At 51.5% G+C, this 24,092-nt stretch carries 15 protein-coding genes and 1 CRISPR repeat array; of the genes, 4 read left to right on the top strand and 11 right to left on the bottom strand.

Annotated features, from left to right (window positions below; all coding sequences use genetic code 11):
• Nucleotides 1–5,949: a CRISPR direct-repeat array (repeat unit 29 nt; unit sequence GTAAAATAGAACCTAAGTAGGATTGAAAG).
• Nucleotides 5,950–6,117: 168 nt separating this feature from the next.
• The 8 genes from cas2 to cas6 are packed head-to-tail and all read right to left on the bottom strand — an operon-like array spanning nucleotide 6,118 to nucleotide 14,880.
• The gene (gene cas2, locus IEW66_RS05915) at nucleotides 6,118–6,381 is read right to left on the bottom strand and encodes a CRISPR-associated endonuclease Cas2 (protein ID WP_075056796.1); all 264 of its coding nucleotides are present in this window, start codon (nucleotides 6,379–6,381) and stop codon (nucleotides 6,118–6,120) included.
• Between the two features lie 2 nt (nucleotides 6,382–6,383).
• Nucleotides 6,384–7,328 (bottom strand): type I-B CRISPR-associated endonuclease Cas1b, encoded by a 945-nt coding sequence (gene cas1b / locus IEW66_RS05910; protein ID WP_306789768.1) that lies wholly within the window; start codon nucleotides 7,326–7,328, stop codon nucleotides 6,384–6,386.
• A 19-nt stretch (nucleotides 7,329–7,347) separates the two neighbouring features.
• Nucleotides 7,348–7,872 (bottom strand): Dna2/Cas4 domain-containing protein, encoded by a 525-nt coding sequence (locus IEW66_RS05905; RefSeq protein ID WP_188681091.1) that lies wholly within the window; start codon nucleotides 7,870–7,872, stop codon nucleotides 7,348–7,350.
• Nucleotides 7,862–9,658 (bottom strand): DEAD/DEAH box helicase, encoded by a 1,797-nt coding sequence (locus IEW66_RS05900; protein WP_188681089.1) that lies wholly within the window; start codon nucleotides 9,656–9,658, stop codon nucleotides 7,862–7,864. The genes IEW66_RS05905 and IEW66_RS05900 overlap by 11 nt, the downstream gene beginning before the upstream one ends.
• The gene (gene cas5d, locus IEW66_RS05895) at nucleotides 9,643–10,326 is read right to left on the bottom strand and encodes a type I-D CRISPR-associated protein Cas5/Csc1 (RefSeq protein WP_188681087.1); all 684 of its coding nucleotides are present in this window, start codon (nucleotides 10,324–10,326) and stop codon (nucleotides 9,643–9,645) included. The genes IEW66_RS05900 and cas5d overlap by 16 nt, the downstream gene beginning before the upstream one ends.
• Nucleotides 10,323–11,270, bottom strand: a complete 948-nt coding sequence (gene cas7d / locus IEW66_RS05890) for a type I-D CRISPR-associated protein Cas7/Csc2 (RefSeq protein ID WP_188681086.1) — start codon at nucleotides 11,268–11,270, stop codon at nucleotides 10,323–10,325. The genes cas5d and cas7d overlap by 4 nt, the downstream gene beginning before the upstream one ends.
• Nucleotides 11,271–11,286: 16 nt before the next feature.
• Complete coding sequence (locus tag IEW66_RS05885; RefSeq protein ID WP_188681085.1) at nucleotides 11,287–14,199, bottom strand: hypothetical protein; 2,913 nt, start codon at nucleotides 14,197–14,199, stop codon at nucleotides 11,287–11,289.
• A complete protein-coding gene (gene cas6, locus IEW66_RS05880) occupies nucleotides 14,200–14,880 on the bottom strand; it encodes a CRISPR-associated endoribonuclease Cas6 (protein WP_188681084.1) in 681 nt (226 codons plus the stop codon).
• Here cas6 and IEW66_RS05875 point away from each other — a divergent pair.
• Nucleotides 14,879–15,727: a hypothetical protein gene (locus IEW66_RS05875; protein ID WP_188681083.1), complete on the top strand. Its 849-nt coding sequence runs from the start codon at nucleotides 14,879–14,881 to the stop codon at nucleotides 15,725–15,727. The two genes, cas6 and IEW66_RS05875, sit on opposite strands and share 2 nt — an antisense overlap.
• A gap of 606 nt (nucleotides 15,728–16,333) precedes the next feature.
• Here IEW66_RS05875 and IEW66_RS05870 read toward each other — a convergent pair.
• Nucleotides 16,334–17,068 (bottom strand): metallophosphoesterase, encoded by a 735-nt coding sequence (locus tag IEW66_RS05870; RefSeq protein WP_188681081.1) that lies wholly within the window; start codon nucleotides 17,066–17,068, stop codon nucleotides 16,334–16,336.
• Between the two features lie 47 nt (nucleotides 17,069–17,115).
• Here IEW66_RS05870 and IEW66_RS05865 point away from each other — a divergent pair, with 47 nt between their 5' ends.
• A complete protein-coding gene (locus IEW66_RS05865; protein ID WP_229657514.1) occupies nucleotides 17,116–17,565 on the top strand; it encodes a D-glycero-alpha-D-manno-heptose-1,7-bisphosphate 7-phosphatase in 450 nt (149 codons plus the stop codon).
• Nucleotides 17,566–17,680: 115 nt separating this feature from the next.
• Here IEW66_RS05865 and acs read toward each other — a convergent pair whose 3' ends face one another.
• Nucleotides 17,681–19,627 carry an acetate--CoA ligase gene (gene acs, locus IEW66_RS05860; RefSeq protein WP_188681077.1) on the bottom strand — a complete coding sequence of 649 codons (1,947 nt, stop codon included), beginning with the start codon at nucleotides 19,625–19,627 and terminating at the stop codon, nucleotides 17,681–17,683.
• A 92-nt stretch (nucleotides 19,628–19,719) separates the two neighbouring features.
• Here acs and IEW66_RS05855 point away from each other — a divergent pair, with 92 nt between their 5' ends.
• Entirely contained in the window at nucleotides 19,720–20,319 is a 600-nt protein-coding gene (locus IEW66_RS05855) for a histidine phosphatase family protein (RefSeq protein WP_188681075.1), read from the top strand.
• A 65-nt stretch (nucleotides 20,320–20,384) separates the two neighbouring features.
• Nucleotides 20,385–22,343, top strand: a complete 1,959-nt coding sequence (locus IEW66_RS05850; RefSeq protein ID WP_188681073.1) for a thioredoxin domain-containing protein — start codon at nucleotides 20,385–20,387, stop codon at nucleotides 22,341–22,343.
• A gap of 7 nt (nucleotides 22,344–22,350) precedes the next feature.
• On the opposite strand, the gene proS is transcribed toward IEW66_RS05850, so the two are convergent.
• Nucleotides 22,351–23,748 (bottom strand): proline--tRNA ligase, encoded by a 1,398-nt coding sequence (gene proS / locus IEW66_RS05845; RefSeq protein ID WP_188681071.1) that lies wholly within the window; start codon nucleotides 23,746–23,748, stop codon nucleotides 22,351–22,353.
• Nucleotides 23,749–24,092 lie beyond the last annotated feature (344 nt).

Genomic DNA, 24,092 nt, shown 5'->3' with positions numbered 1-24,092 from the left:
GTAAAATAGAACCTAAGTAGGATTGAAAGATCCCGAAAAAAAGTTTGAATTACGCTTATATGGTGTAAAATAGAACCTAAGTAGGATTGAAAGCTTTCGTCACCCTCGATATGTAGTTCATATCGTAGGGTAAAATAGAACCTAAGTAGGATTGAAAGACGGTCAGGAAGGCCAGCCAGGAAGGCCAGCCAGGACGTAAAATAGAACCTAAGTAGGATTGAAAGTTTGTATCTTATTCATTTCTTTTCACCTCCAATCAAGTAAAATAGAACCTAAGTAGGATTGAAAGTCTGAAATCGTTGTACCAATGGTACATTTCATGAGAGTAAAATAGAACCTAAGTAGGATTGAAAGAAGAATTGATTTAGCTCAAAAACACTTATAAGCGGCAAGTAAAATAGAACCTAAGTAGGATTGAAAGATCAGTCGGTCATTCAAAAGATGGCGTACCTCGGCGTAAAATAGAACCTAAGTAGGATTGAAAGTGGAAGTTCAGGCGTCCCAACAAAAATAAAAAAAAAAGTAAAATAGAACCTAAGTAGGATTGAAAGAAAACCGAATGGAAAAGAAAAAGGAACCGAATTGGGGTAAAATAGAACCTAAGTAGGATTGAAAGTGGGTCCTCGAGGCGCAAGGGAACGGCTGGCCCCATATGTAAAATAGAACCTAAGTAGGATTGAAAGGTTCGGAAATTGGACAGTCCACGCCGCATTAGTCTCGTAAAATAGAACCTAAGTAGGATTGAAAGGCCTGAAATGGTCCTTCTTCGATATGGCTATTCTGCGGGTAAAATAGAACCTAAGTAGGATTGAAAGAGGAACGTCTCGGGACTGACAGGAACCTCAATCAAGTAAAATAGAACCTAAGTAGGATTGAAAGGGGCCCTGCAGGGCATAACAGGAGGTCGAGGTCGACGAGTAAAATAGAACCTAAGTAGGATTGAAAGCTTCTTCTGCCTTCATGGTCAGCGTCATGAGATCCAGTAAAATAGAACCTAAGTAGGATTGAAAGCATAAGGTCTGTTCATAATTGGCGTTCCTGTGAGTAAGGTAAAATAGAACCTAAGTAGGATTGAAAGTTTACATAGTTGCTTATGAAAGTAAGATTGTTCAAGTAAAATAGAACCTAAGTAGGATTGAAAGTAAGCATGCCCGTCAGCTGTAACTGTTAGAGATAAGGAGTAAAATAGAACCTAAGTAGGATTGAAAGTGGGTCTCCTCCTCTGACCTAGGGATTTCTCGAAGGCGTAAAATAGAACCTAAGTAGGATTGAAAGGAGGTCGAGGAGCCCTCGGCATTGACGAAACCAAAGAGTAAAATAGAACCTAAGTAGGATTGAAAGCAATTGTGCAATAATATACAGTTTTTTTATAAATTAGTAAAATAGAACCTAAGTAGGATTGAAAGCATAGCCCGTCGTCACATAATTCGTGTATCCGAGGAGTAAAATAGAACCTAAGTAGGATTGAAAGGACAAATTGCCCAAAATGATTAGAATTGAGACGATTAGGTAAAATAGAACCTAAGTAGGATTGAAAGTAATTTCTGGCTCGCTTTCACTGTTGTCGTGGCTGCGTAAAATAGAACCTAAGTAGGATTGAAAGTTAAACGAGGAGGAAAAGCAAAAATTTCCTAAAAGGAGTAAAATAGAACCTAAGTAGGATTGAAAGTATTATAGGAGGGTGGTAAAATGTACGAATGTAAGGTAAAATAGAACCTAAGTAGGATTGAAAGTTAAAAGCTGATGCAGGTGCAGAAACACCCCAAACTATGTAAAATAGAACCTAAGTAGGATTGAAAGTCGTTTATATACTGATCTCTGAGGTTTACATCTGTGTAAAATAGAACCTAAGTAGGATTGAAAGCTCAGATATCGGCATGGGAGCAGAATCCATCGGAAGTAAAATAGAACCTAAGTAGGATTGAAAGCACTCGGGGACTTCCCGAATAAGTGGAACACGTCGGGTAAAATAGAACCTAAGTAGGATTGAAAGATAATGAGGCCAATATTAACAACGATGTAAATGATGTAAAATAGAACCTAAGTAGGATTGAAAGTAAAGAAAAGTACTCTTTAGGCTCTATTGCCCCGCTGTGTAAAATAGAACCTAAGTAGGATTGAAAGTATTCAGGTATTTCGATTTCTACATATGCATAACTACGTAAAATAGAACCTAAGTAGGATTGAAAGATTGCATCCCAATCCGGTTCTATCTTTTCAATCTTGTGTAAAATAGAACCTAAGTAGGATTGAAAGTCTATAACGAGGACGAGGTACTTAACGAGGCGCTTGTAAAATAGAACCTAAGTAGGATTGAAAGACCGTCACGCTCCAAGCGACCGCCGGTGCGCCTGGTAAAATAGAACCTAAGTAGGATTGAAAGTTTGCCATACCATTTCAGACCGGCCCCTGCTAGGGCCAGGTAAAATAGAACCTAAGTAGGATTGAAAGGAGAAGGGCCTTTCCGATCTCTTTCTCATCGAGGGCCTGTAAAATAGAACCTAAGTAGGATTGAAAGTGCACGCCTGCACCCATGGATAAAAAGGTTTTCATTTGTAAAATAGAACCTAAGTAGGATTGAAAGTTCTACTGATACTCTCTGCAAGTTCAAAAAGTGTAGTAAAATAGAACCTAAGTAGGATTGAAAGGAATTTTATGCACGAATTGTAATTATGTGGTAGGCAGTAAAATAGAACCTAAGTAGGATTGAAAGAAAACAATGAGGAATTACAGATCGATAGAGAGAAAAGTAAAATAGAACCTAAGTAGGATTGAAAGAAAAGATAGGAAGGCATTTTCATAATGGTGATAAAAAGTAAAATAGAACCTAAGTAGGATTGAAAGTGGGAAGCCGATACGAGAGGGGGCAATTTGCATCAGATGTAAAATAGAACCTAAGTAGGATTGAAAGGTACACTACTCATCAAACTCACCTTCTAGGTCTACGTGTAAAATAGAACCTAAGTAGGATTCAAAGAAGAATTCCTAGGGAGCGGGCCTTCTCTATTATGGAGGGGTAAAATAGAACCTAAGTAGGATTGAAAGATCCTCCTTAGCCTCCTCGATCTCCTGTTTGATGTCGTAAAATAGAACCTAAGTAGGATTGAAAGACCATTATGACCACTTATTTTTATTGTGACGGGTCGAGTAAAATAGAACCTAAGTAGGATTGAAAGAAGGAAAAAGAGGGGGTTGGGCCCGATCAATGGAGAGTAAAATAGAACCTAAGTAGGATTGAAAGGACGAAGATTGAGCCCCATTTCCAGAAATGCTTGAGAGTAAAATAGAACCTAAGTAGGATTGAAAGTGACTGTGTCAGCTTGACAACCAGATGGTCAGTTGCAGGTAAAATAGAACCTAAGTAGGATTGAAAGAGAAGCGATCTGACCCTATTGTCTCCCTTTCTCCATGTAAAATAGAACCTAAGTAGGATTGAAAGCCATTTTTTATTTATATCTTTTGTCGCACACAGACGCGTAAAATAGAACCTAAGTAGGATTGAAAGGAGGCCGTGCCAGAAATCTTGCGAGTCCTGTTCGAATAGGTAAAATAGAACCTAAGTAGGATTGAAAGGGAACAATCGGCGCTCTCGATAATCGCTTTAATTTCTGGTAAAATAGAACCTAAGTAGGATTGAAAGATGGTCGCGTACACTGTCCCGCTGGCCCTGAGGCGAAGTAAAATAGAACCTAAGTAGGATTGAAAGAAATTCGTCTTCGGCTTCGTCAATGCAACCGGATCGAGGTAAAATAGAACCTAAGTAGGATTGAAAGATCGATAAGAATGGCCATAAGATGAGAACCACGATGTAAAATAGAACCTAAGTAGGATTGAAAGGCTCGGCGAAGAAAAAATTTCGTCGTCCTCCCTCGAGTAAAATAGAACCTAAGTAGGATTGAAAGTTCTATCGAGTCAGTCGAGAGAATATCGAGAGGATGCAGTAAAATAGAACCTAAGTAGGATTGAAAGCCAAATGTCCTCCGAATCGACGGAAACGAGGGGGGGTAAAATAGAACCTAAGTAGGATTGAAAGCTACGTCCAATCTTATGGACTTTGCCAATCCTATAGTGTAAAATAGAACCTAAGTAGGATTGAAAGATATTCGGGCTCTATTCCCTCGATGTAGGCCAGCATCGTAAAATAGAACCTAAGTAGGATTGAAAGGAGGCCGTGCCAGAAATCTTGCGAGTCCTGTTCGAATAGGTAAAATAGAACCTAAGTAGGATTGAAAGGGCTATTGATCGACCGGTTTTTTTCCTGTACAAATCGGTAAAATAGAACCTAAGTAGGATTGAAAGAAATAGTGGGGGTCTCAATTTTTTATCGGATAGTTTGAGTAAAATAGAACCTAAGTAGGATTGAAAGCCAACTATTCGATCCTCGTCGTTCCAGGTCAGTTTGGGTAAAATAGAACCTAAGTAGGATTGAAAGAATGGTGCATGCTATTCCAACTGCCTGGGCGCAGGGGTAAAATAGAACCTAAGTAGGATTGAAAGGTGACGGTCGATATCTTATCCAGATTGAAAATCATGTAAAATAGAACCTAAGTAGGATTGAAAGTGAGAAAATAATGTTAGCCCGCTCCATTGGATCGCAGTGGTAAAATAGAACCTAAGTAGGATTGAAAGATCCTATGGCCTCAATGACTTCCTCGACGACCTCCTCGTAAAATAGAACCTAAGTAGGATTGAAAGTTTGCCATACCATTTCAGGGCTGCGCCCCCGAGGGCTGGTAAAATAGAACCTAAGTAGGATTGAAAGCCATCTAATCCCGGATCTCCTAGAGGCCGGGGGTCTGTAAAATAGAACCTAAGTAGGATTGAAAGCCCTTTTTCATCCCAGCCATGGGCATGTAGCAATTTTGGGTAAAATAGAACCTAAGTAGGATTGAAAGCGAAATTCGTATTGGTGGTACGAAATTCGGAAAAAAGGGTAAAATAGAACCTAAGTAGGATTGAAAGTAACATAATATTGAGACAACCCCAGCCAATCAAATTGTAAAATAGAACCTAAGTAGGATTGAAAGGCTTTATCACACTTTTTGATGCAGGTGCAATCATGAGTAAAATAGAACCTAAGTAGGATTGAAAGTAGAATTTCATGCCTCTGCCTCCGCTTCGTATTCTATGTAAAATAGAACCTAAGTAGGATTGAAAGTCTTATTCAGAGGAAAATGAGCCGCAATATGCAGGTAAAATAGAACCTAAGTAGGATTGAAAGTTCCATACTGCATGCAGAAGGATTGCAAGTGCAATAGTAAAATAGAACCTAAGTAGGATTGAAAGTTGGGGATGCCTCCCGGACAGCCGTACTGATCGCAGGGTAAAATAGAACCTAAGTAGGATTGAAAGTTCTCAAAGAATCAAAAGAGAGATTCTGGAAGATAAAGGTAAAATAGAACCTAAGTAGGATTGAAAGAAAAGTATCCGAAACTCCTTCATGCCCATGGCTGGGATGGTAAAATAGAACCTAAGTAGGATTGAAAGGTTTCGTTCTGGGTTCTGGACTGGGTCGGTAAGAAACGTAAAATAGAACCTAAGTAGGATTGAAAGATTTATACTGATACTGATAGCTTTTTTGTTGTTAACAAAGTAAAATAGAACCTAAGTAGGATTGAAAGAGAAGGAGAAGTGGAAAGCTAAGATCCGGGGCCGATGTAAAATAGAACCTAAGTAGGATTGAAAGAATATGAACTTTAGGACCTCTTCCCACACAGGTGCAAGTAAAATAGAACCTAAGTAGGATTGAAAGAAAAAAAATGGAAAAGAAGACGGCACACGACCAGATAGTAAAATAGAACCTAAGTAGGATTGAAAGCCGGATGACACGGGCGGTAAGATCCTTATTGAGATAGTAAAATAGAACCTAAGTAGGATTGAAAGGCAATAGGACATGTTCATTATTTGTCCATCGAATGAAGTAAAATAGAACCTAAGTAGGATTGAAAGCGCATTCATGCTCCAGTCTAGGAGTATGCTTGTTGGGCAGGAAAATAGAACTTGAAAAAGACTAGAGGAAATTGAGCTCCGGCCATCCTACAGTGAAGATCAAAAGTTCACACAGTGACATTTGACATTATCCATAGATGTTCTGCTCTAGGCATGGATTACTCCGTCTCATATCACGTTCTCATGTCTAACTCTGCTCTCGCCGATAGTTATCCTGCGCACCGTTTTCCTGCTCCTCAGGATAAATATATCGAGAACCTCGCTCTCTCTATCAATCTCACCCTTCAGTTTATCCAGCAGTATTCTCAGGTTTCCCAAAGTTATATCACCCATGAAAACAGAGTTCTGAATGTGTAAAAGGTAAGGTTTGCAGATCTTGGATATCCTCGCATCCTTTGAGGCATTGACATCATAGACAAGGACAACGAACATGCCTATCTCCTCGCAACGTAAGGTTTGTATGGTTCACCCTCAAGGATGTACCTCTCCAGCTTGTACAGCTCGAGCCTGATGATGTGCTTGTTCGAAACGTACCTCGCTAGCGATTTTGAATATACTGTCTTTTCCATCTCTTCACTGAACCTGCTGAGCACCATCCGCCTCCCGGCTTCGTTCAGAAACACTCCGCCGTTGGACACAAAGTGCTTGTCTGGCTTGAGCTCCTTCCTCCTTATCATTGACACTATTACAGAGTGGCCAAGTATGGGCTTGAATATTTCAGCCACATCTAGGGCCAGGCTGGTCCTGGATGTGGACGGCTCGTGTAAGAAGCTGACTGTAGGGTCAAGGTGTGTGCAGAATATTTCAGAGGAAACCGTGGAATAGATCAGGGAGTTCACGAAACTTATGAGCGCGTTTCCGAAGGACATCGGTGGCCGCCTGCTCCTGGTTCCGATCCTGAACTCTTCTGGCAGCACTGTGTCCAGGGAATCAAAGTAAGAATCCGCTATGTTTCCCTCGATCCCCATCAGTCCCGGGATATCGGTGGCTGACAGGACATCACGGAAGCTCACCCTGATCCTGGGTGCCCCGTGACGCCTCAGGTTCACGTTGTAGTTCCTGGCTGCACCTATAACGAAGGCCCTGGCGAGGTGCATCCTCGATCCCGGGTCCAGGAACCTAGAGAACTGCATGATCCGCACCTTACCGCTTATCAGGTAGTTCTCTGGCAGGATGCTCGATATGTACCTGCCTGAAGAAGTCATGAGGAACACAGGTATCCCTGCCCTGGATAGGAGCTGGATTGCCGGCTTCGTTAGGGTTGCGTTGCCTGTGATCACCAGCGAATCAACATCGTTGAGCGGTATCTCGGATTCACCGTCCCTGCTCTTCAGTACAAGGCTCTCGTCTTTCCTTGAAATGATGCCGTTGGAATTTATGTAGTATGGCCTCAGTCCCTCACCTCCCTCCCCAGCAGAACTCTACGTAGCTGCAACCCCTCCTGCAGAACCAGTTCCTCTTCGCCTGGGGTATTTCAGAGACAGTCATACTCTCGATCTTCCGGTACGCTTCCTGAAGTTCCTGAAGGTGTTCAGGCAGGGCTATCTCCACCACCTTCCTTGAGCCAGTGAGGTGAAGTATTCCCCTGGCCTCCACGCCGTAACCTGAAAGGAGGCAGTTGAGGTAGTGGGCAAGCTGGAGCACGTCTGCTTTGAGGGCCTTCCTGCCCCTCTTGTACTCATGCACCAGGGCGGTGCCATCGGGCAGGATCTCAAGGTTGTCGATGACGTTGGAGCCCACTTTCACCCTCGAGAATCCTGGGTGTTCCCTGTTCTCTGCCAGGTACTTCCCTTCCATTACGAACTCCGTGCCATCCGTGATGTATATGTTGTGTACCGATAGCCAGAGGCGCCTGTCGCAGATCTGTGAATAGCTCACGTCTGTGCCCCTTATCTCCTCTGGCCTCAACCTCTCAACTCCCAAGCTGCACCCGATAACTCAGCCTCTCTGGATACCCGGTGACGTTCACTATGGCCTTCACGAGATCTTTTGCCTGTGTGGGCAGCCCGCCGCATGCGTTGAGGAACCTGAACGCTCTCTCCAGGCTGTCCAGCATTTCCCGCCTCTCCTTTCCGTATATCTCCTGGAAGGTCATGCTCACCTCCCTGGTAGACACATCCGTGTATGGGAGTCCTGTTATCCTCACGTCGAAGCCCCGGTCCGGCTTATCCTTAAGGCCGGTTACCACAATGCCATGCTCAGTCTTCAGGTAATCCGCGTTCTGCATGAGCCAGAGGGCATCATACCTGTACTGTTCGCTGGCCCCATCTCTACTGTCGCCCATCATGAAGTTGATCTCCTCCCTGTCTCCTATGAAGTACCTGAATGTGTCCATGTAATCGGAGAACCAGCTGCAGAAGCAGGAGAGCTCCTCGCACTCCTCCACCTCCGCCTTCTTCCTCATCTCGTTGATCTTTGCCACTGCAGCCAAGGACCTCCTGACTCCGGTCCCGAACCTGCTGTCACTGGCAGAGACGGACTCCTCCACAAGCGTGTCCCTGGCGTCCCTCGTGAAGAACTGCAGCAGCACACCAGCGTATATCCCCACGATCTCTGGCTTCAGGCTTGTTCCTTCCTCTCCGATCTCCTGTGATAGCCTCTCGACAACGTTCATCCCGTCCGCTATCTTGCCCATGGCCCTGTCAATGATGGCCTGGTCTCCCATTGCTATTATCAGGCGGCTCCTCTCCCTGATGCCCCTCCCGACCCTGCCCGCCCTCTGCCTCAGGTTGTGGCCGTAGTATCCCCGGGAAATGATGAAGTTCATGAAGTCCCGCGGCGGGTTGTGGCCCTGCTCAACTATGTTTGAAGCAATGACTATCCTCTTGCTGAAGCAATTTCCGAGGGCAGCCTCCCTGTCACTCCACCTTGATAGGTCCATTCGGTTGAGCAGGCAGATATCTCCGGGTGAAATCCCCCTCTCAACCATCATGTCCCTTGCCTGGATGCAATCCCTGATGCTGTCCAGTATCAGGAACCACTTCCCCTCCCTAATGTCGTCCAGGTGCTGTTTGATGGTGTCAAGGGCCCCCTCAGGGTGGAGATCGTACCCAATGGGGCCACGTATGAAATCACTGCCGGCCTTCTCCACGTTCACTATCTCGATCTCGTCATCGCCCACCAGTCCCCTGAGAACGCTTACGACCTCTTCCTCAAGCGTTGCGGAGCTGATCAGGAACTTGATCTTCCTGCGTAGGAGTGAGATGAGTGCCAGCAGCCGGTACTTCTGGTCCCTGCTGTACACGTGGAACTCGTCCAGGACTATGCACCTAAGCCCCTCGATAACGAGGTGTGAAATGTGGTCCGACCGGGACCGGGGTGGCCTGTAGAAGTTCGTCAGTATGAATAGGAGGAGGGTGGGGTTCGTGAAGACCAGCGTTGAGTTGGAGACCATCTTCGTTATGGTGTATTCCCTGCCGAGATTCCACTTCACAGCGTTCTCGCGCACTGAAGATGCAGTGATCCTCTCGACGCCTGTCATGCTGGCGCTGAACTCCCTGAAGTTCTGGTCGATCAGGACGTTGTTCGGCATCACTATGAAACTCCTGTAAACGTCACTGTAGAGCCTTGAGAAGGCCCTGGTCTTGCCCGCCCCTGTGGGGGCCTGCAGCACGAGTATGTTTTTCTTTGAATCCAGGAAACCAGCCACTATTTCTTGGAAGGAACGGTCAACGTATTCCTCTCCCGATTCTATCAGCTGGCATGCCATGACACGCCCTCTGAGTAGAGGTCCCTGAACTCCTCCACGGTCACCGGGCCAACGACGAAGTACTGGATCACGGCGTGCTCCGAGTAGCTGAACTCCCTCCCCTTCAGCGCTTCGCGCTTCACTGAGAGTATCTTTGTCAGCGTGTAGAGGTTCAGGTAGCACCTCATTTTCTCCGGTTCTATTTCCTCCACCTTCAGCATGCCGGTCTTACCCGTGCCCACCCTCAGAACGTTTGGCAGTTCCCAGCGGCCGTCGTCAAGGATCAGGGCATAGAAACGGTTGCCGGGCTTCATTGGCTGCTGAAAGTAGAAGTTCTTGTACATTATGCCACCGACCTTTATCAGGGGGTGCTGGTTTGAGCCGTTGTAGTCGATGCCCTGCATCGTGTTCCTCGTTATCTGCTTGAAAAACTCCGTGTAACTGCTATCCATTCCAGCAAGGTACCCGGGCACGGCCACGGAGAACCAGAAGCTGTATTCCCTCAGTTCCGAATAGTTCGGCACGAACTTCCCCGGCTCCGGGGCTTCGCCCACCCCTAGCTGGTGCAGCATGGCGTACTTCAGGGCTATGTCCCCGATAAATGGGGAGGTCCTGTTGCCCCTCCCACTTGGCTGGTAGTAGTAGTTAACCGGCTCCAGCACCGTGAGCCTTACACCGCGTACCCTCATTGTGACCTCCAGAATTCTGCCCAGTCCTGCTCCATCTTGGATATCATCTGCTCCGCCACAGTCCTGAGCTCGTCCCTGTTTGCTGCCAGATGCCTTGCGTCCGAAATCAGATTCTCCAGGCCCTCTCCCGTAAGGAGGCTGTCACCGTAGGCTGCCTGCATCTGCTCGATGATGGTCTTCTCAGGGTTCCAGGAGCCGCTCTCCCAGCACTCTTCCATTACGGAGTAAGAGGTCACCCCCCTGTCGCCTTTCGAGAATCCCACCGCGACAACGGTGTTCTGCATGTTGTCCCCGAGTATCGATGTCCTTGCGCCGTACCTTGTGGTCTTCAGGGTGGTTGCGATGACCACCTTCAGCATGTCCAGCGATGCGTTTTCGAGCGATATAAAGCGCACGAACTTCACGCCAGGCTTCACGTACTGTGTGTTGTATATTGCGTTCCTCTGCACGTTGCCCTGCTCATCCATCAGGATGGTGCCTGTATCCGAAAGGGAGTTGTGGGTCAGCCTCTCGGTGATGGCACCCATGGGCTCGTAGCTGTAGGACCAGTCATAGTAGCACCTGGACGCTATAGATGCTGCCTCCCTCCCGCTACCTGTGCTGGAGTCTCCATATATCAGGCTCACCGGGTTCTTGAGCAGCGATTTTGCGCTCACCGCATTCCTGTGGTAGTTCTCCGGCACTGCGCCAGCCCACCTGAACAGTGTGAGGGCTGTGCCACGCTCCGCGCCCCTCCACTTGGGACCAGGAACGACTACCCTGTCGTACCCGAAGAACATTTCCGATGTGGTCTCAGTCGGTTCATTGTTCCTGCATATAAAGAATGACTTGGTCTCCGAGACCACAGCCACCTTCATGAACAGCCCACTGTTCCTCCTCAGATCCAGATCGCCCACTGATTTCTTCAGCAGGCCTGCCTCAACAGCTTCTGACACACTCTTCATTTTTACTCAACCTCCCTCATTCTCCCATCACGTACTCAAACTCGAACGCATCGATCAGGTAGGACTTCATGTTACCGGTCGGTGGGCGACCGTGGAAGTCCTTTTCTATCATCTCCAGGAACGTCCTGGAGAACTCCCTTATCTTCTCGCTGTCCAACCGAACATAGTGCTTCGAGTCCGGCTTGTCCCTCTCAGCCTGGAGGCCTTTGTAGAGGTGACCCTCCACGAACTCCAGGTAGTTCCCTAGATCCACTTTTTCCTTTGCTCCCACCACAGTTTCTGAAAGAGCCTTCTCTAGCACGTCAAGACTCTCCCTCAGCATCCAGGACCTCTGAGAGCCACTCATGTCGAATCTTGGCGGCCAGAGCTCCCTTGCTATCCTCGCAAGTTTCTTCACGCTTTCCACACTCACACCTCCTTTCACTCCACCAAAGCCCCTCTCCGCATACAGTTCCACCTTGGCCTTCAGGTGGGGCGGGAACCTGAACCTTCTGGAAGACGAACCCCTGCCCGACTCGCCCCTGTTCTCCTGGCTCCTGACGGCGTCCATGCAGTACGAGAAGAGGCTGATTGGTTCCCTGATGAACTCCCTCAGTATCTCTGCCTCCTGGTCGTACCTGTTCTTCGATGAGCTCCTTGATATGTTGGCCAGGAACCCGATGTCCTCAAGGAAAGCCAGCACCTCCTGCAGCTTGTTGTACCTTACCCTGGAGATGCCAAGTTCATCCAGGACAAAGTTGTTCACTGCGTAGTTGAAGATCTCCCTCTGCTGGAGGGCCGGTGGAGAGTGAGAATCTATTACCTGCACCCTCAGCTTGGTGCCTGAAGCCAGTCTTATGGCTTCCTCGTACAGCCTTAGGGCATCCGATGTCGTCTCAGGCTGGTCCACAGCCAAGAAGTATGAGGTGTCCTGCCGGAGGGGCCCTTTCCTCCTGCGAAGCGAGACCACTATTTCATCTATCCTCTCTGCCGCCCAGTTCTCCGCCTTCTGGTTGCTGGCCAGGTAGTTGAGGATCCTGTAGAGGTCGAAGAAGGGTATTGGGCCCGGGAAATCGAAGAACACAAAGACCGACCCTTCTCTGGATTCGCCCAGCCCGAGCTTTTTCCTTAGGAAAGATTCGAGCACATACCTCCCGTCAACAAGGGAGTTCTGGATGGCGGAGGTGACGACCCTGTTCGTGAATATCGCGTTTGTCCTCAGCCCGTACAGGTTTTCCTTTATGGCCTCCGTCTCTCCCGGGTATCCATCTATCATGGACATGTTCCTCTTGTCGGGCACATCCGGAAGGTCCACAGAGGATGGGCCCAGGATTATTCTGACGATTTTCAGCAGGTTATCCTTGAACCCTGTCTCTGACGTCTCTGAGGACAGCTCTCTTGAGACCTCTGCTGCAAGGGCGTGCCAGTCTATTCCAGAGGCCTGTACAGCTAGGTCGTCGGGAATGCCGATCTCGGCTGCAACCGCCTTCCCGTCTAGGCCGGACAGGGCAACTACCAGCGGGATTAGAAGCGGATTTTTCCTCTTGTTAACCTCTTTTGTTTCCCTCAGGAGGGCATTGATGACAGCGTTTCCGCCTTCCAAGCTGCAGAGAGAGTCAAGCAGTTCCTTGACTTTCTCGAACTCCCCCTCCCTGACCTGGGAGCCTATGAGCTGAACTATTCGTATAAGTATTACTTTTTTCATCTTCTCCGTGTCGGATATTAGGTCACTCACACCTTCAGTCAGGTTCCTGTAGCTCAGCGGCTTGGAGCCACGGGGAGTGAGGCTAACCTCCAGGTCTCCCTTGAACTCACGGTTCACTACGTCCCGGTACCTGGCAAGCGCTTCCATGGCATCCTGCGGCACAGGCTTATCCTCAGGCCTGAGGGCCTGTTTCAGCTTTTCAGGCTTGCCAGCGACCTCCCGCAGAACCTCCTCAGTGATGTAGACCATCTGCTTTCCAGGGATGTTGATCCTCCTATCTGTGAACTCTATGCTGTCCGCGATCTCCATCATCTGGCCAGAGATGTACTCAGCTAGGCTCTCCGCCACCTTTTCTGGCTCGATGCTTATCCTCGACCTGGCAATGTAGTATATGGCATCCGGAGTGCTCCAGAGGTAGTGGCCACCAGAGGAACTTATGATCTCCACTACTGTGTTTCTCAGGAGGTCTGTCACAGCGACAAAGTACGTTGAGCCCAGCGGCGTCTTGAATACAGAGTAATCTGTGAAGAGGTTCACCTCCAGGAACTTTAGGCTCCTGAACCACTGGTCGGATGCTATATTCAGGGGCTCGGCAAATTTGCTGGATATCTTGTCGGCAAGCGATGAGAAACCAGACTCAAAGGTAAGCATAGGATTGACCTGCACCCTGGAACTCAGGGCATTGAATTTCGTGTCCTCCTCCGTTGAGAATGCGATCTGATAGATGTCGTCCGTCGACATCGACACCTCGCTGAGTGTATCATGGAAGTACATGTTCACAAGGTCGGAGAGGCTGTCCCTAGAATCCTTCATCCTGTAATCGTCACCCGTGAGCTTGACGTAGTCATGGAATAGGTAGCCGAGGAGTGCCCTCTTCAGCCTGAACGACAGCTGAAGGCGCCAGTCCCCCCTGCCATCGGCGCTTGGATCCGTGGGCCCTCTCTCAACCCTATTCTTGATCCTCTCAATGAGGTCTGGGTTCATTGCAGGGTTGCTGAGAAAGGTGTCGAGTATCTTCAGGGCACACTGGGCTCCCGAGAGGATGTGGCCTATGTACGGGAGGTCGTACTTCCTCTCCCATGATGCCCGTGAAGGGTCTTCCCATTCGCCACCCTTCGCCGTTTGGTTCCAATCCTCTTCGTTCCATATGCGCGCCACCACCTTCTCCACGAACCACTGGTACGCACTCTGGACCGACGGTTCCCTGTACTGTTTGGGATCTGCCCTTACATTCGTCTCTTCCATTCAGCTCACCTCCCAGCACCCCAGACCCAGGCCTGTCTTCGATCCCAGGCCCCGGTAGTAGAGGAGCAATATGTCCGATGGGTTTCCCGTTATCTTTCCGGCGAGGTTAAAGCATGTCGTTATTGAGTTTTTTCCTGCGTTCGAAGAGATCCTTGCAGTCTTCCTGTGCGATTTGAAGATCTCGATCTTCACCCGGGGCTCCTGCACGCCCAGCTTGTTCTTCAGAAACCATTCAGTTGTGAGGTTCAGGTTCTCCTCGATCCTATCGGGGTCAACAACATATTTCCTGCCATCACTGAAGTCCCTGATCAGAACGGGCGAGAGGGTCCTGAACTCGAGTTCTCCCTGCATCTCATTCTGCTCTACCTCCTTCACTGACTTCACTGTAAAGCTTGTATCCGCGATCTTGAGTACCGGGTTAAGGGCCAGCCCAAGCTTAAGGTACTCCAGCAACCTGTCGTCCAGAGTCCTGAAGACAAGGAACCCCCTGTCTATCTTCAGGCCGTTGATGCCGGTCGAAACATCCCTGGATATTATGTTGCTGAAGGTGAAAACCGAGAAGCTAGAAGGCACATGCAGGGGCCTTACCTTCTGCTGGTAGATACCGAGCCTAGAATAGAGGGACATTGCAAGGTAGTAGTTGTACTCGTACGGGATCATCTTGCCTGAGGTGCGCTCCATGGTGATCAATGCTGTTTTCATACCGATAAGAATATTATCTAGGTTTGATATAAACTATTCGGTGCGGATGGACGAAAAAATTTCTTCGTTGAAACATGATCCGGAAAGGAGGAAGCAAATCTCAGTGGTCTCATTCGTGGGATTCCAGAAACACCTCGTAGCAGGATTCTTTGAGCAGGCCCATAAGGCATTTCAATTTGATTCCGGGACCATACACCTGTTCCACAGCAAGGATGAGGACCTGAGTGCTGAGCAGTTCGCCAGGTATTCATCTGTAAGGTCAGCACTTGACAGAGTTCTTAGGCAGGATTGGTCCGGGTTCGAGGTACGAGAAGTCACTCTGAGGAATATCTGGGATATCAGAGAGAGTATGGGCCATCTCGATAAGATAAAAGACGAGTCTTGTCTCGTCAACTTGAGCGCAGGACCTTCCGTGTTCGCTGCATCAGCTATCCTCTGGGGACTGAGGAAGGGTTCGCTCCTCGTGGGACACGTGGTTGAGAGGAGGGAACAATCACTCAAGGATCTCGGGGAAGAGAGCAACATATCCATATTCTCTTTCATCGATCTGAGGCCTTATTACAGCTACGTTTACCTTGACCATATGGACAAAATGATACTGAAGGCCATTGCTTCCGGCAGCCAGTCTAGTAACGAAATACTGAGATTTGTCCATAGATCCCTGGAGGAGCATTGGAGGATTTCCCTGAGGCTGATCCAGATGAGGCTGAACTCCCTTGAGCAAATGGGGCTCATAAGAAGTTATAGATCAGGAAAATCAAAGAATTACCTGGTATCTGATAACTTGACCAAGATCATAGACATCTCAGGTTTTCTCGGTACATAGAAAGCCAGGATAACATAATTCCCTTAGAATTCCAGAACCTGGTGCGCAGAAAGCCAAGATCTTTTCAGAACCCCCAGGGCACCCTAAGTAAGGATTCAAGGGTCTCGTGCCTAATTATGCTGAACTGATACGATTAATTTCAAAGATAGTAAAATAGAACCTTAGTAGGATTGAAAGTCGAAAAGATGGAATGCCTTCCTAACGCGCCTGGCAAGTAAAATAGAACCTTATTAGGATTGAAAGGAGGACTTCACGGACAATCCCAGGAACACAAAAATATGTAAAATAGAACCTTAGTAGGATTGAAAGTTCACCATGTCATCCTCGAACCACCTTTCTACGGAGGGTAAAATAGAATCTTAGTAGGATTGAAAGTTTGAGGGCAATCGCGGACCTTTTGCCTCTCATGTGTAAAATAGAACCTTAGTAGGGTTGAAAGATAAGAAATAGATCTGCAAGCAGTAACGGGCCTAAAATATCGCTATTAGAATGGAGCCCCTGTGTGATTCAAGGTTCCAGGGAAAACGGGGAAAGCTGTCCAGGATTACCTTAAAAGGGACTCAGGAGAGACTGAAATTGACACCGCTTCATTTCAACAGATAGTGACTACCCCTGCACAGAACCCATGTCACCCAGATAACCCATGTCTATTATCCCGAACTCCTCAGATATCGAGAATATCCTGAACTTCTTCGGATCGACCTTCCTGAGGGCCGGGGTGAAGTGCTCCTCAGATATGAGGGACGTGAGCACGTCCGTGCCTGAGGAGTAGAAGCTCATTGATGGAGTGATTATGACTCCCTGCTCCGCATTGACCGGGAAGGCGGGCATCTTAAAGACTCCCCCTACTTTGTCCCTCAGCACCACCGATGGGTGCTCGTGGCCCAGGATCGTTATCTTCTTCAGGCCCCTGTCCCTGTCTCCGTGGTAGATGAAGTACCTGTCCGTCTCATACGCCTCGTGCATCCTGATCCCCCTCCTCGACAGGATGGTCTGGAGGTAGTTGTCGTGGTTCCCCCTCACGAAGACCAGTTCCACTGTCCCCTGGTAACGGTCTATGAAGTGGAGTATGTCCTCCCACTCCTGGGGCAGGTTCCTGGAGAACTCCTGCTTGAAATCCCCGTTGATTATGATCTTCTCCGGCGAGTACCTTTCGATGATCCTGTCCACCAGGCCCTCCACATGCTCCCTCTGCATTTTGGGCAGGAAGAGGCCGTGGAGGTTCATCTCCTCCTCGAACCCCAGGTGCAGGTCCGATATGACGCAGGCATTCTCGTCCCTGAGGTAGAGGCAGTAGAGGTCGGAGATGAAGACGTCCTTAATCACCTGGATCTCCTTCACAACCACCGATGGGAAAAGGGAATAAACACTTTGACATTCCAGATCCGGTGCAGCTTGCTCTCTTCATAGACAGGGACGGGACGATAAACAGGGACTGCCCCTACTGCCACGACCCCAGGGACCTCCATATCTATGAAGACGCGGTGGAGGTGATGGGGTTCTTCCAGTCCCTGGGTTTCATGATCGTCATAGTGACCAACCAGTCCGGCATCGGACGGGGGTACTTTTCCGTCGAGGAGATGGAGGAGTTCAACTCCCACCTCCTGTCCTCGCTCAGGAAGAGGGGTGTGAGGGTCACCGCTGTGTATTACTGCCCACACAGGCCCGAGGAGGGGTGCAGCTGCAGGAAGCCTGCCACCGGCCTGGTGGAGAGGGCCGCCAGGGAACTCAGCATAGACCTCTCCAGGTCATTCATTGTGGGGGACAGGGACGACGTGGACGGTGAACTGGCCAGGAGGCTCTCAATGCCCTACATGATAATGGTCAGGGACGTTTAAGTACAGGGCTTTGCTGGCTGCATAGGCAGATCCATCCCGTCTCCCAGGAGCTTCAGAAAATGGTGGACTGACATGCTTTCCGGAATCCCCCGAAAAAATCTGGGGGCCCAGGGCCTCAGGACGCGCTCTGGGCCTGCCTCCTGAACTCCTCTATTGCGGTCTTTATCTCCTCCACGGATGCCGAATCCTCAAGGGTGCTTATGTCCCCGGGCAGCTGTCCCAGGGCCACCGCCTTCACGACCCTCCTCATTATCTTCCCGCTCCTTGTCTTGGGCAGCTTAGTGACCACGTGTATCTCCTCCGGGACGTATATTGGCCCCAGGTCCTCCCTGATCCTCTTCCTTATCCTCTGCACCACGTCCCTGTCGTGCGCGAACTCGTCCTTTATAACCACGAACGCAACGATGACCTCTCCCTTCACCGGATCCGGCCTGCCGAACACAGCGGCCTCAGCCACCTCCTTGTACGAGATGAGCGCGTCCTCCACCTCGATGGTGCCCAGGCGGTGGCCGGACACGTTCAGGACCTCGTCTGCCCTGCCCAGGAGCCAGTAGTAGCCGTCTTTGTCCTTCACGCAGTAGTCGCCGCAGAAGTAGTTGCCGGGGAACCTCTCGAAGTATACCTTCTTAAACCTCTCCGGGTCCCTGTAGAGTGTGAGGAACATGCCGGGCCAGGGCCTCCTGTATATTATGTAGCCCTTCTGCTCCGGCGGCAGCTCCCTCCCCGATTCGTCAACAACCACCGGGTCGACGCCAGGCATCGGGAACGTGGCTGACCCTGGCTTCAGGGGCACGAGTCCCAGGCCCAGCTGCGGCGATATCATGAAGCCTCCGGTCTCCGTCTGCCAGTATGTGTCTATTATCGGGCACCTGGAGCCGCCTATGTTCTCGTAGTACCACTTCCAGGCAGCAGGGTTTATGGGCTCGCCGACTGTGCCCAGGGTCTTCAGGCTCGAGAGGTCGTGCATCTTCGGGTACTTCTCCCCGTACCTCATCAGTGTCCTTATGGCTGTGGGCGAGGTGTAGAGGATGTTCACCCTGTACCGCTCGACTATCTCCCAGAGCCTGTCAGGGGCCGGGTAGGTGATCGAGCCCTCGTACATTATGGAGGTGAGGCCCAGGATCAGGGGTGCGAACACGATGTAGCTGTGGCCCGTGATCCAGCCTATGTCTGCGGCGCACCACCACCTGTCGTCCTCCTGCGGGTCGAAGGCCCACCTCAGCGTGTTCGCCACCCAGACCGAGTAGCCGCCGTTGCCGTGCAGGGCACCCTTGGGCTTTCCAGTCGTGCCCGAGGTGTAGAGTATGAAGAGCGGGTCGTTGGCGTCCATCCACTCCGGTTCCACGTAGTTCATCCCGTCCTTGACAACGTCGTGCCACCAGACGTCCCGGCCCTCCTCCATGTTCACCTCATGGCCTGTGCGCTTCACAACGACCACTGTCCTAACGGTAGAGGTCATTTCCAGGGCCTCGTCCACGGTCTTCTTCAGCTCCACTATCTTCCCGTTCCTGAAGCCTCCGTCGGCGGTTATGACCATCGTTGCCTCGGAGTCCTTTATCCTGTCGGCAAGGGCCTGGGCACCGAAGCCCGCGAAGACGAATGAGAACACTGCACCTATCCTGGCGCAGGCCAGCATGGCCACGGGCGCCTCTAGGATCATGGGCAAATATATGACGACCCTATCTCCTCTCCTTATACCTAGGTCCTGCAGGGCCCTGGCGAAGTTGTTCACCCGCCGGTACAGGCCGTCGTATGTGACTATCTTCTCCTCTCCGTTCTCCGCCACCCATATGTATGCGGCCTTGTTCCTCCTGTGCTGCTTCAGGTGCCTGTCCAGGCAGTTGTATGACACGTTGAGCTTGCCGTTCACGAACCACCTGTAGAATGGGGGGTTTGAATCGTCCAGCACCCTGTCCCATGTCCTGAACCAATCCAGTACCTGGGCCTGTTCCGACCAGAACTTCTCCGGCTCGCGCAGGGACCTCTCGTAGACTTCCCGGTACCTGTTCATGTGCGGTGTGTAATACTCGCCTGTGGGCAGTATGCCCTTCTCTTCATCCATATTTGAATATACACTTTTCTGTATATTATGGTTGCCCAGGCTCCGGATTCAGGGTTCAGATAGTGGTAAATCCACCCCCGCGATACGGTACCATGGCCCTCATAGCACTGGTCAGGCACGGGGAGAGCGAGGCGAACGTCCTGAATATTGTCACTCACGAGGAGGGCAAGTACCACCTCACGGAGCGCGGGAGGGAGCAGGCCCTATTCATCTCCAGGACACTTGCGGGCCTGGGCTTCAGGAGGGTCTACAGCAGCCCGCTGCTCAGGACCGTGGAGACCGCGGAGATCATTGCAAGCCACCTCGGCCTCAGCGTGGAGGTGGATGCCAGGCTCAGGGAGACGGACATGGGGCCCTATGCGGGCATGAGGGCGGATGAGATCCCCTGGGGGCCCAGGGAGGAGATGCCCATAGAGAGCTGGGCCTCGCACGTTGAGAGGATGCATGAGGCCATTGACAGCATGAGCGAGGCGAGCATAGTGGTGAGCCATGCTTTCCCCATAAGGGCCTACCTGGCCAGCGTGATGGGCCTTGGTGAGGAAGAGTCCTACGGCATAGAGGTGAGGAACGCGTCGCTGAGCGTGGTGGACAACAGGACATTTGAGGTCATAGCGATCGGGTCCTTCGTGCTCAGCGGGAGGGTCCGGAAACTTATAATAGAGAGGAACAGCATGCCGGCTGTGGATCTATGATACCGATTCAGGAGGGGGTGTGAGGGACGCCGAACCACCTTGCGGGCCAGAAGAGCCCGTACCTGATGATGCACGCGGATAACCCTGTTGACTGGTACCCGTGGGGGGAGGAGGCATTCGAGAGGGCCAGGAGGGAGGATAAGCCTGTGTTCCTGAGCATAGGTTACTCCACGTGCCACTGGTGCCATGTCATGGAGAGGGAGAGCTTCAGCGACCCGGAGGTGGCCAGCGAGCTGAACAGGACGTTCGTGTGCATCAAGGTGGACAGGGAGGAGAGGCCAGACATAGATGCCACCTACATGATGTTCTGCCAGCTGGCCAACGGCTCCGGGGGGTGGCCACTGAACGTTGTCCTCACCCCGTCCGGGAAGCCGCTGTTCGCGCTCACCTACATACCCAGGGTGAGCAGGCGCGGCCAGATGGGCATAATCGACTTCGCCAGGGCTGTGAGGGAGCTCTGGCAGGAGAGGAGGGACGAACTGGAGGGCAGGGCAGATGAAATACTGAAGGAGCTGCGCTCCAGGGCACCATCGGGAGGAGGCGACATCGACCCGTACGTGATCCAGAGGGCTGCCGAGGCCCTGGCCATTTCGTACGACGAGGTGAACGGCGGCTTCGGGTCAGCACCAAAGTTCCCCACGCCCCACAACCTCATGTTCCTGGTGCTCAACTACTTCAGAACCGGCGATGCCAACAGCCTGAGGATGGCCAGGGAGACCCTCAGGACCATAAGGTGGAGGGGCATATTCGACCAGGTTGGCCACGGGTTCCACAGGTACTCCACGGACCAGGCGTGGGTGATACCGCACTTCGAGAAGATGCTCTACGACCAGGCCATGCTCATGATGGCCTATTCCTGGGCCTACTGGGCCTCGGGCGACAATGATCTTAAGGAGACCATATACGAGGTCGATGGGTTCCTGCAGAGGGAGATGAAGGGCCCGGGGTATTACTTCACCGCAATCGATGCGGACAGCGAGGGGCAGGAGGGGAAGTTCTACACATGGAGCTCGGCGGAATTGAAGTCCATTCTGGGGAGCGAGTATGCTGACTTCGCCTCCACCTTCAGCGTGAGGGAGGAGGGCAACTACCTAGAGGAGGCCACGGGCAGGAACACTGGCAGGAACATACTCTTCTCCCTCTCGCCGCTCCAGAGAGACGGGAGGATAGAGGGGTGGAGGAGGAAGCTCCTGGAGGCCAGGGAGAAGAGGGTGAGGCCGGCCACCGATGACAAGGCCTTAACGGATAACAACGCACTGCTTGCTGCAGCGTACCTCATGGCCTTCAGGGCCACATCAGATACCGTGTTCAGGGACAGGGGCCTGGAGATAATATCCGCCATAGACAGGTACATGGTGAAGGGCGGCGTCCTCATGCACTCCTACAGGGACGGCGAGGCCTCCGTGCCCGCGTTCCTCGACGATTACGCATACCTGTCCCTGGCCCTCCTCATGGCATACGAGAGCACCATGGAAACCGCTTTCCTGGACAGGCTGGTGCGCACTGTGGAAGAGATGAATGGCCTCTTCTGGGACAGCAACGGTGGCGGCTTCTTCAGGAGCAGGGAGGGCCAGGGCAACCTGGTGAGGATGAAGGAGGCCTATGACGGTGCGGTGCCGTCCGGAAACTCCGTGGCATCGTACGTGCTCGCTGCCCTGTACTCTCTCACGGGCAGGGAGGAATATGCTGATATGGCCTCCAGGGCGCTGGGGTGCTTCAGGGCCGAGATCGAGAGGGGGCCGGAGTACCACTGCTTTGCCCTGATGGCCCTGGACCTGCTGCGCTCCCGAACATACTGTGCGGTCATCTCCTCAACAGGAGGCGGCTGGGAGGAGCTCCACAGGAAACTCTTCAATGCCTTCAGGCCGAACCTGTTCGTTCTGCTGCACTCCGGCCAGGTGGACCTGCCCAAAACGGAGACCATACCGGTGTCCGACAGGCCCCTGGTTTACCTGTGCACCTCCACGGAGTGCATGCAGCCCACGGCCAGCGCGGAGGCCGTGCTGCACGCGTGCACACCGTGATGCCCGGTCAGTAAGGCCTGCCCACTGTTGTGAGGAGGCCGTCCTGGCCGCAGACCACGCACCTCCCCCTCTTCTTCTCGTTCTCCACGGTCCCGAGGACCTGGAGCTCGGCCTCCCTTTCCAGGGCGTCGGCGCAGTCCTTGGAGCCGCACCAGAAGGTAGAGACCAGCCCTGACTTCCCCCTGGCCTCCTTCATGTCGTTGAGTTCCACTGTCATGGAGAGGAAGTGCTCCCTGGCCCGCCTCATGATCTCCTCCTTGACATCAGCGAGGGCCTTCCTCAGGTTCTCCTGCATCTCGCCCAGGGGGAACGACCTCCTGCCCCTTATGCTCCTGAGAGCCAGGGTGACCTTCCCCTCCGAGACCTCCCTCTCGCCTATCTCGATCCTCACAGGCACGCCGCGCATCTCCCAGTCGTTGTATTTGTACCCTGGGGTGTAGTTGTCCCTGTCATCCACCCTTACCCTGTAGCCCAGGGCGGAGGCCCTGGAAGCCACGTCCCTGGCGAATGAGAGCGTGTCCACCCTATCGGAAGGTATCGGTACCACTATGAACTGCACGGGCGCTATGTCAGGCGGCAGTATCAGGCCCTGGTCATCGCCGTGTATGCCTATCACCGCCGCAAGGAGGCGCTCGCTCATGCCGAATGTGGTCTGGGAGACGTAGTGGTGCTCGCCCCTCTCATCATCGTACACTATTCCGTAGTTCCTGGAGAAGTTCTCGCCGTACTGGTGTATCGTGCCGATCTGCAGCGTCCTGCCCCCCGGCATGACCGTGTCGAAGGCCAGAGTGTACATTGCGCCCGGGAACTTGTCCCAGTCCGGGCGCCTGTCGATCCTGTAGGGGAGGCACAGAGCATCGGTTATCTCGTTCCATATGTCAATGTATTCGCGCATCTGCCTCTCCGCGTCCTCGTAGTCCCTGTGGGCCGTGTGGGCCTCGAAGAAGTGTATCTCCCTTATCCTGATGAAGGAGCGTGTGTGCTTCGTCTCGTAGCGGTATACGTTCACTATCTGGTATATCCGGAGCGGCAGGTCGGAGTGAGAGCGTATCCAGAGCGGGAACATGGAGTACATGGCGGCCTCGCTGGTGGGACGCAGGGCCATCTCCACCTCCAGGGGCTGCTTCCCTCCCCTGGTAACCCAGAAGACCTCGTTCTCGAAGCCCGCCACGTGCTCGAACTCAACGCTGAGCTGGTCACGGGTTATGAGGAGCGGGAAGCTGACCTCCTGCATGCCCCTGCTGTCCACGGCCCTTCTTATTATCGTATCTATGTGCTGCATTATCTTCAGGCCGTAGGGGAGCCACACGTTCATGCCCTTCACGGGGTAGCGCTTGTCGCTGAGGCCTGCCAGGTCTATGATCTCGTTGTACCACTCGCTGAAGTTGGACTTCCTGTTCTCCATTCTGGGCCTCAAATATCAAGGCAGTAATTTAAACTCTCCCCTGGGGATTCCGTGGAGGTGTGCCACTCCATGCAGACTGGGCAACCAGTGTGCCAGGCCTCCCGTGGGGACGGTTCAAACAGGAAGGGCCATACCGGCCCTGGTCGTCTCTCAAGTTAATCAGGCAAGACGGTAACACCACCTTCGGACCGGTCCACCTGTGGCCCCGGTCTGCACGCCATCCCGTCTGCCCCGTCCGGCCCCGGGCACCGCTGTGCCCCCATTACCTAGCATACTGGTGCATCACCTACCCACTCCCCAGTGTCTCACTGCAAATTAGAGGTATCCAGCAGTGCGGTGCCCCG

The sequence above is a fragment of the Thermogymnomonas acidicola genome (assembly GCF_014646795.1).
Classification (GTDB): Archaea; Thermoplasmatota; Thermoplasmata; order Thermoplasmatales; family Thermoplasmataceae; genus Thermogymnomonas; species Thermogymnomonas acidicola.
Note: the sequence above shows the minus strand (reverse complement) of the source record. Positions and strands in the feature narration are given on the sequence as shown.

What these genes read in the sequence shown, in the direction of transcription:
- IEW66_RS05855 (WP_188681075.1), top strand. Translation starts at nt 19,720, where the DNA reads ATGGCCCTCATAGCACTGGTCAGGCACGGGGAGAGCGAGGCGAACGTC.
- proS (WP_188681071.1), bottom strand. Translation starts at nt 23,748, where the DNA reads ATGGAGAACAGGAAGTCCAACTTCAGCGAGTGGTACAACGAGATCATA.
- acs (WP_188681077.1), bottom strand. Translation starts at nt 19,627, where the DNA reads ATGGATGAAGAGAAGGGCATACTGCCCACAGGCGAGTATTACACACCG.
- cas5d (WP_188681087.1), bottom strand. Translation starts at nt 10,326, where the DNA reads ATGAGGGTACGCGGTGTAAGGCTCACGGTGCTGGAGCCGGTTAACTAC.
- IEW66_RS05900 (WP_188681089.1), bottom strand. Translation starts at nt 9,658, where the DNA reads ATGGCATGCCAGCTGATAGAATCGGGAGAGGAATACGTTGACCGTTCC.
- cas6 (WP_188681084.1), bottom strand. Translation starts at nt 14,880, where the DNA reads ATGGAGCGCACCTCAGGCAAGATGATCCCGTACGAGTACAACTACTAC.
- IEW66_RS05885 (WP_188681085.1), bottom strand. Translation starts at nt 14,199, where the DNA reads ATGGAAGAGACGAATGTAAGGGCAGATCCCAAACAGTACAGGGAACCG.
- IEW66_RS05850 (WP_188681073.1), top strand. Translation starts at nt 20,385, where the DNA reads ATGATGCACGCGGATAACCCTGTTGACTGGTACCCGTGGGGGGAGGAG.
- cas7d (WP_188681086.1), bottom strand. Translation starts at nt 11,270, where the DNA reads ATGAAGAGTGTGTCAGAAGCTGTTGAGGCAGGCCTGCTGAAGAAATCA.
- cas2 (WP_075056796.1), bottom strand. Translation starts at nt 6,381, where the DNA reads ATGTTCGTTGTCCTTGTCTATGATGTCAATGCCTCAAAGGATGCGAGG.
- IEW66_RS05875 (WP_188681083.1), top strand. Translation starts at nt 14,879, where the DNA reads ATGGTGATCAATGCTGTTTTCATACCGATAAGAATATTATCTAGGTTT.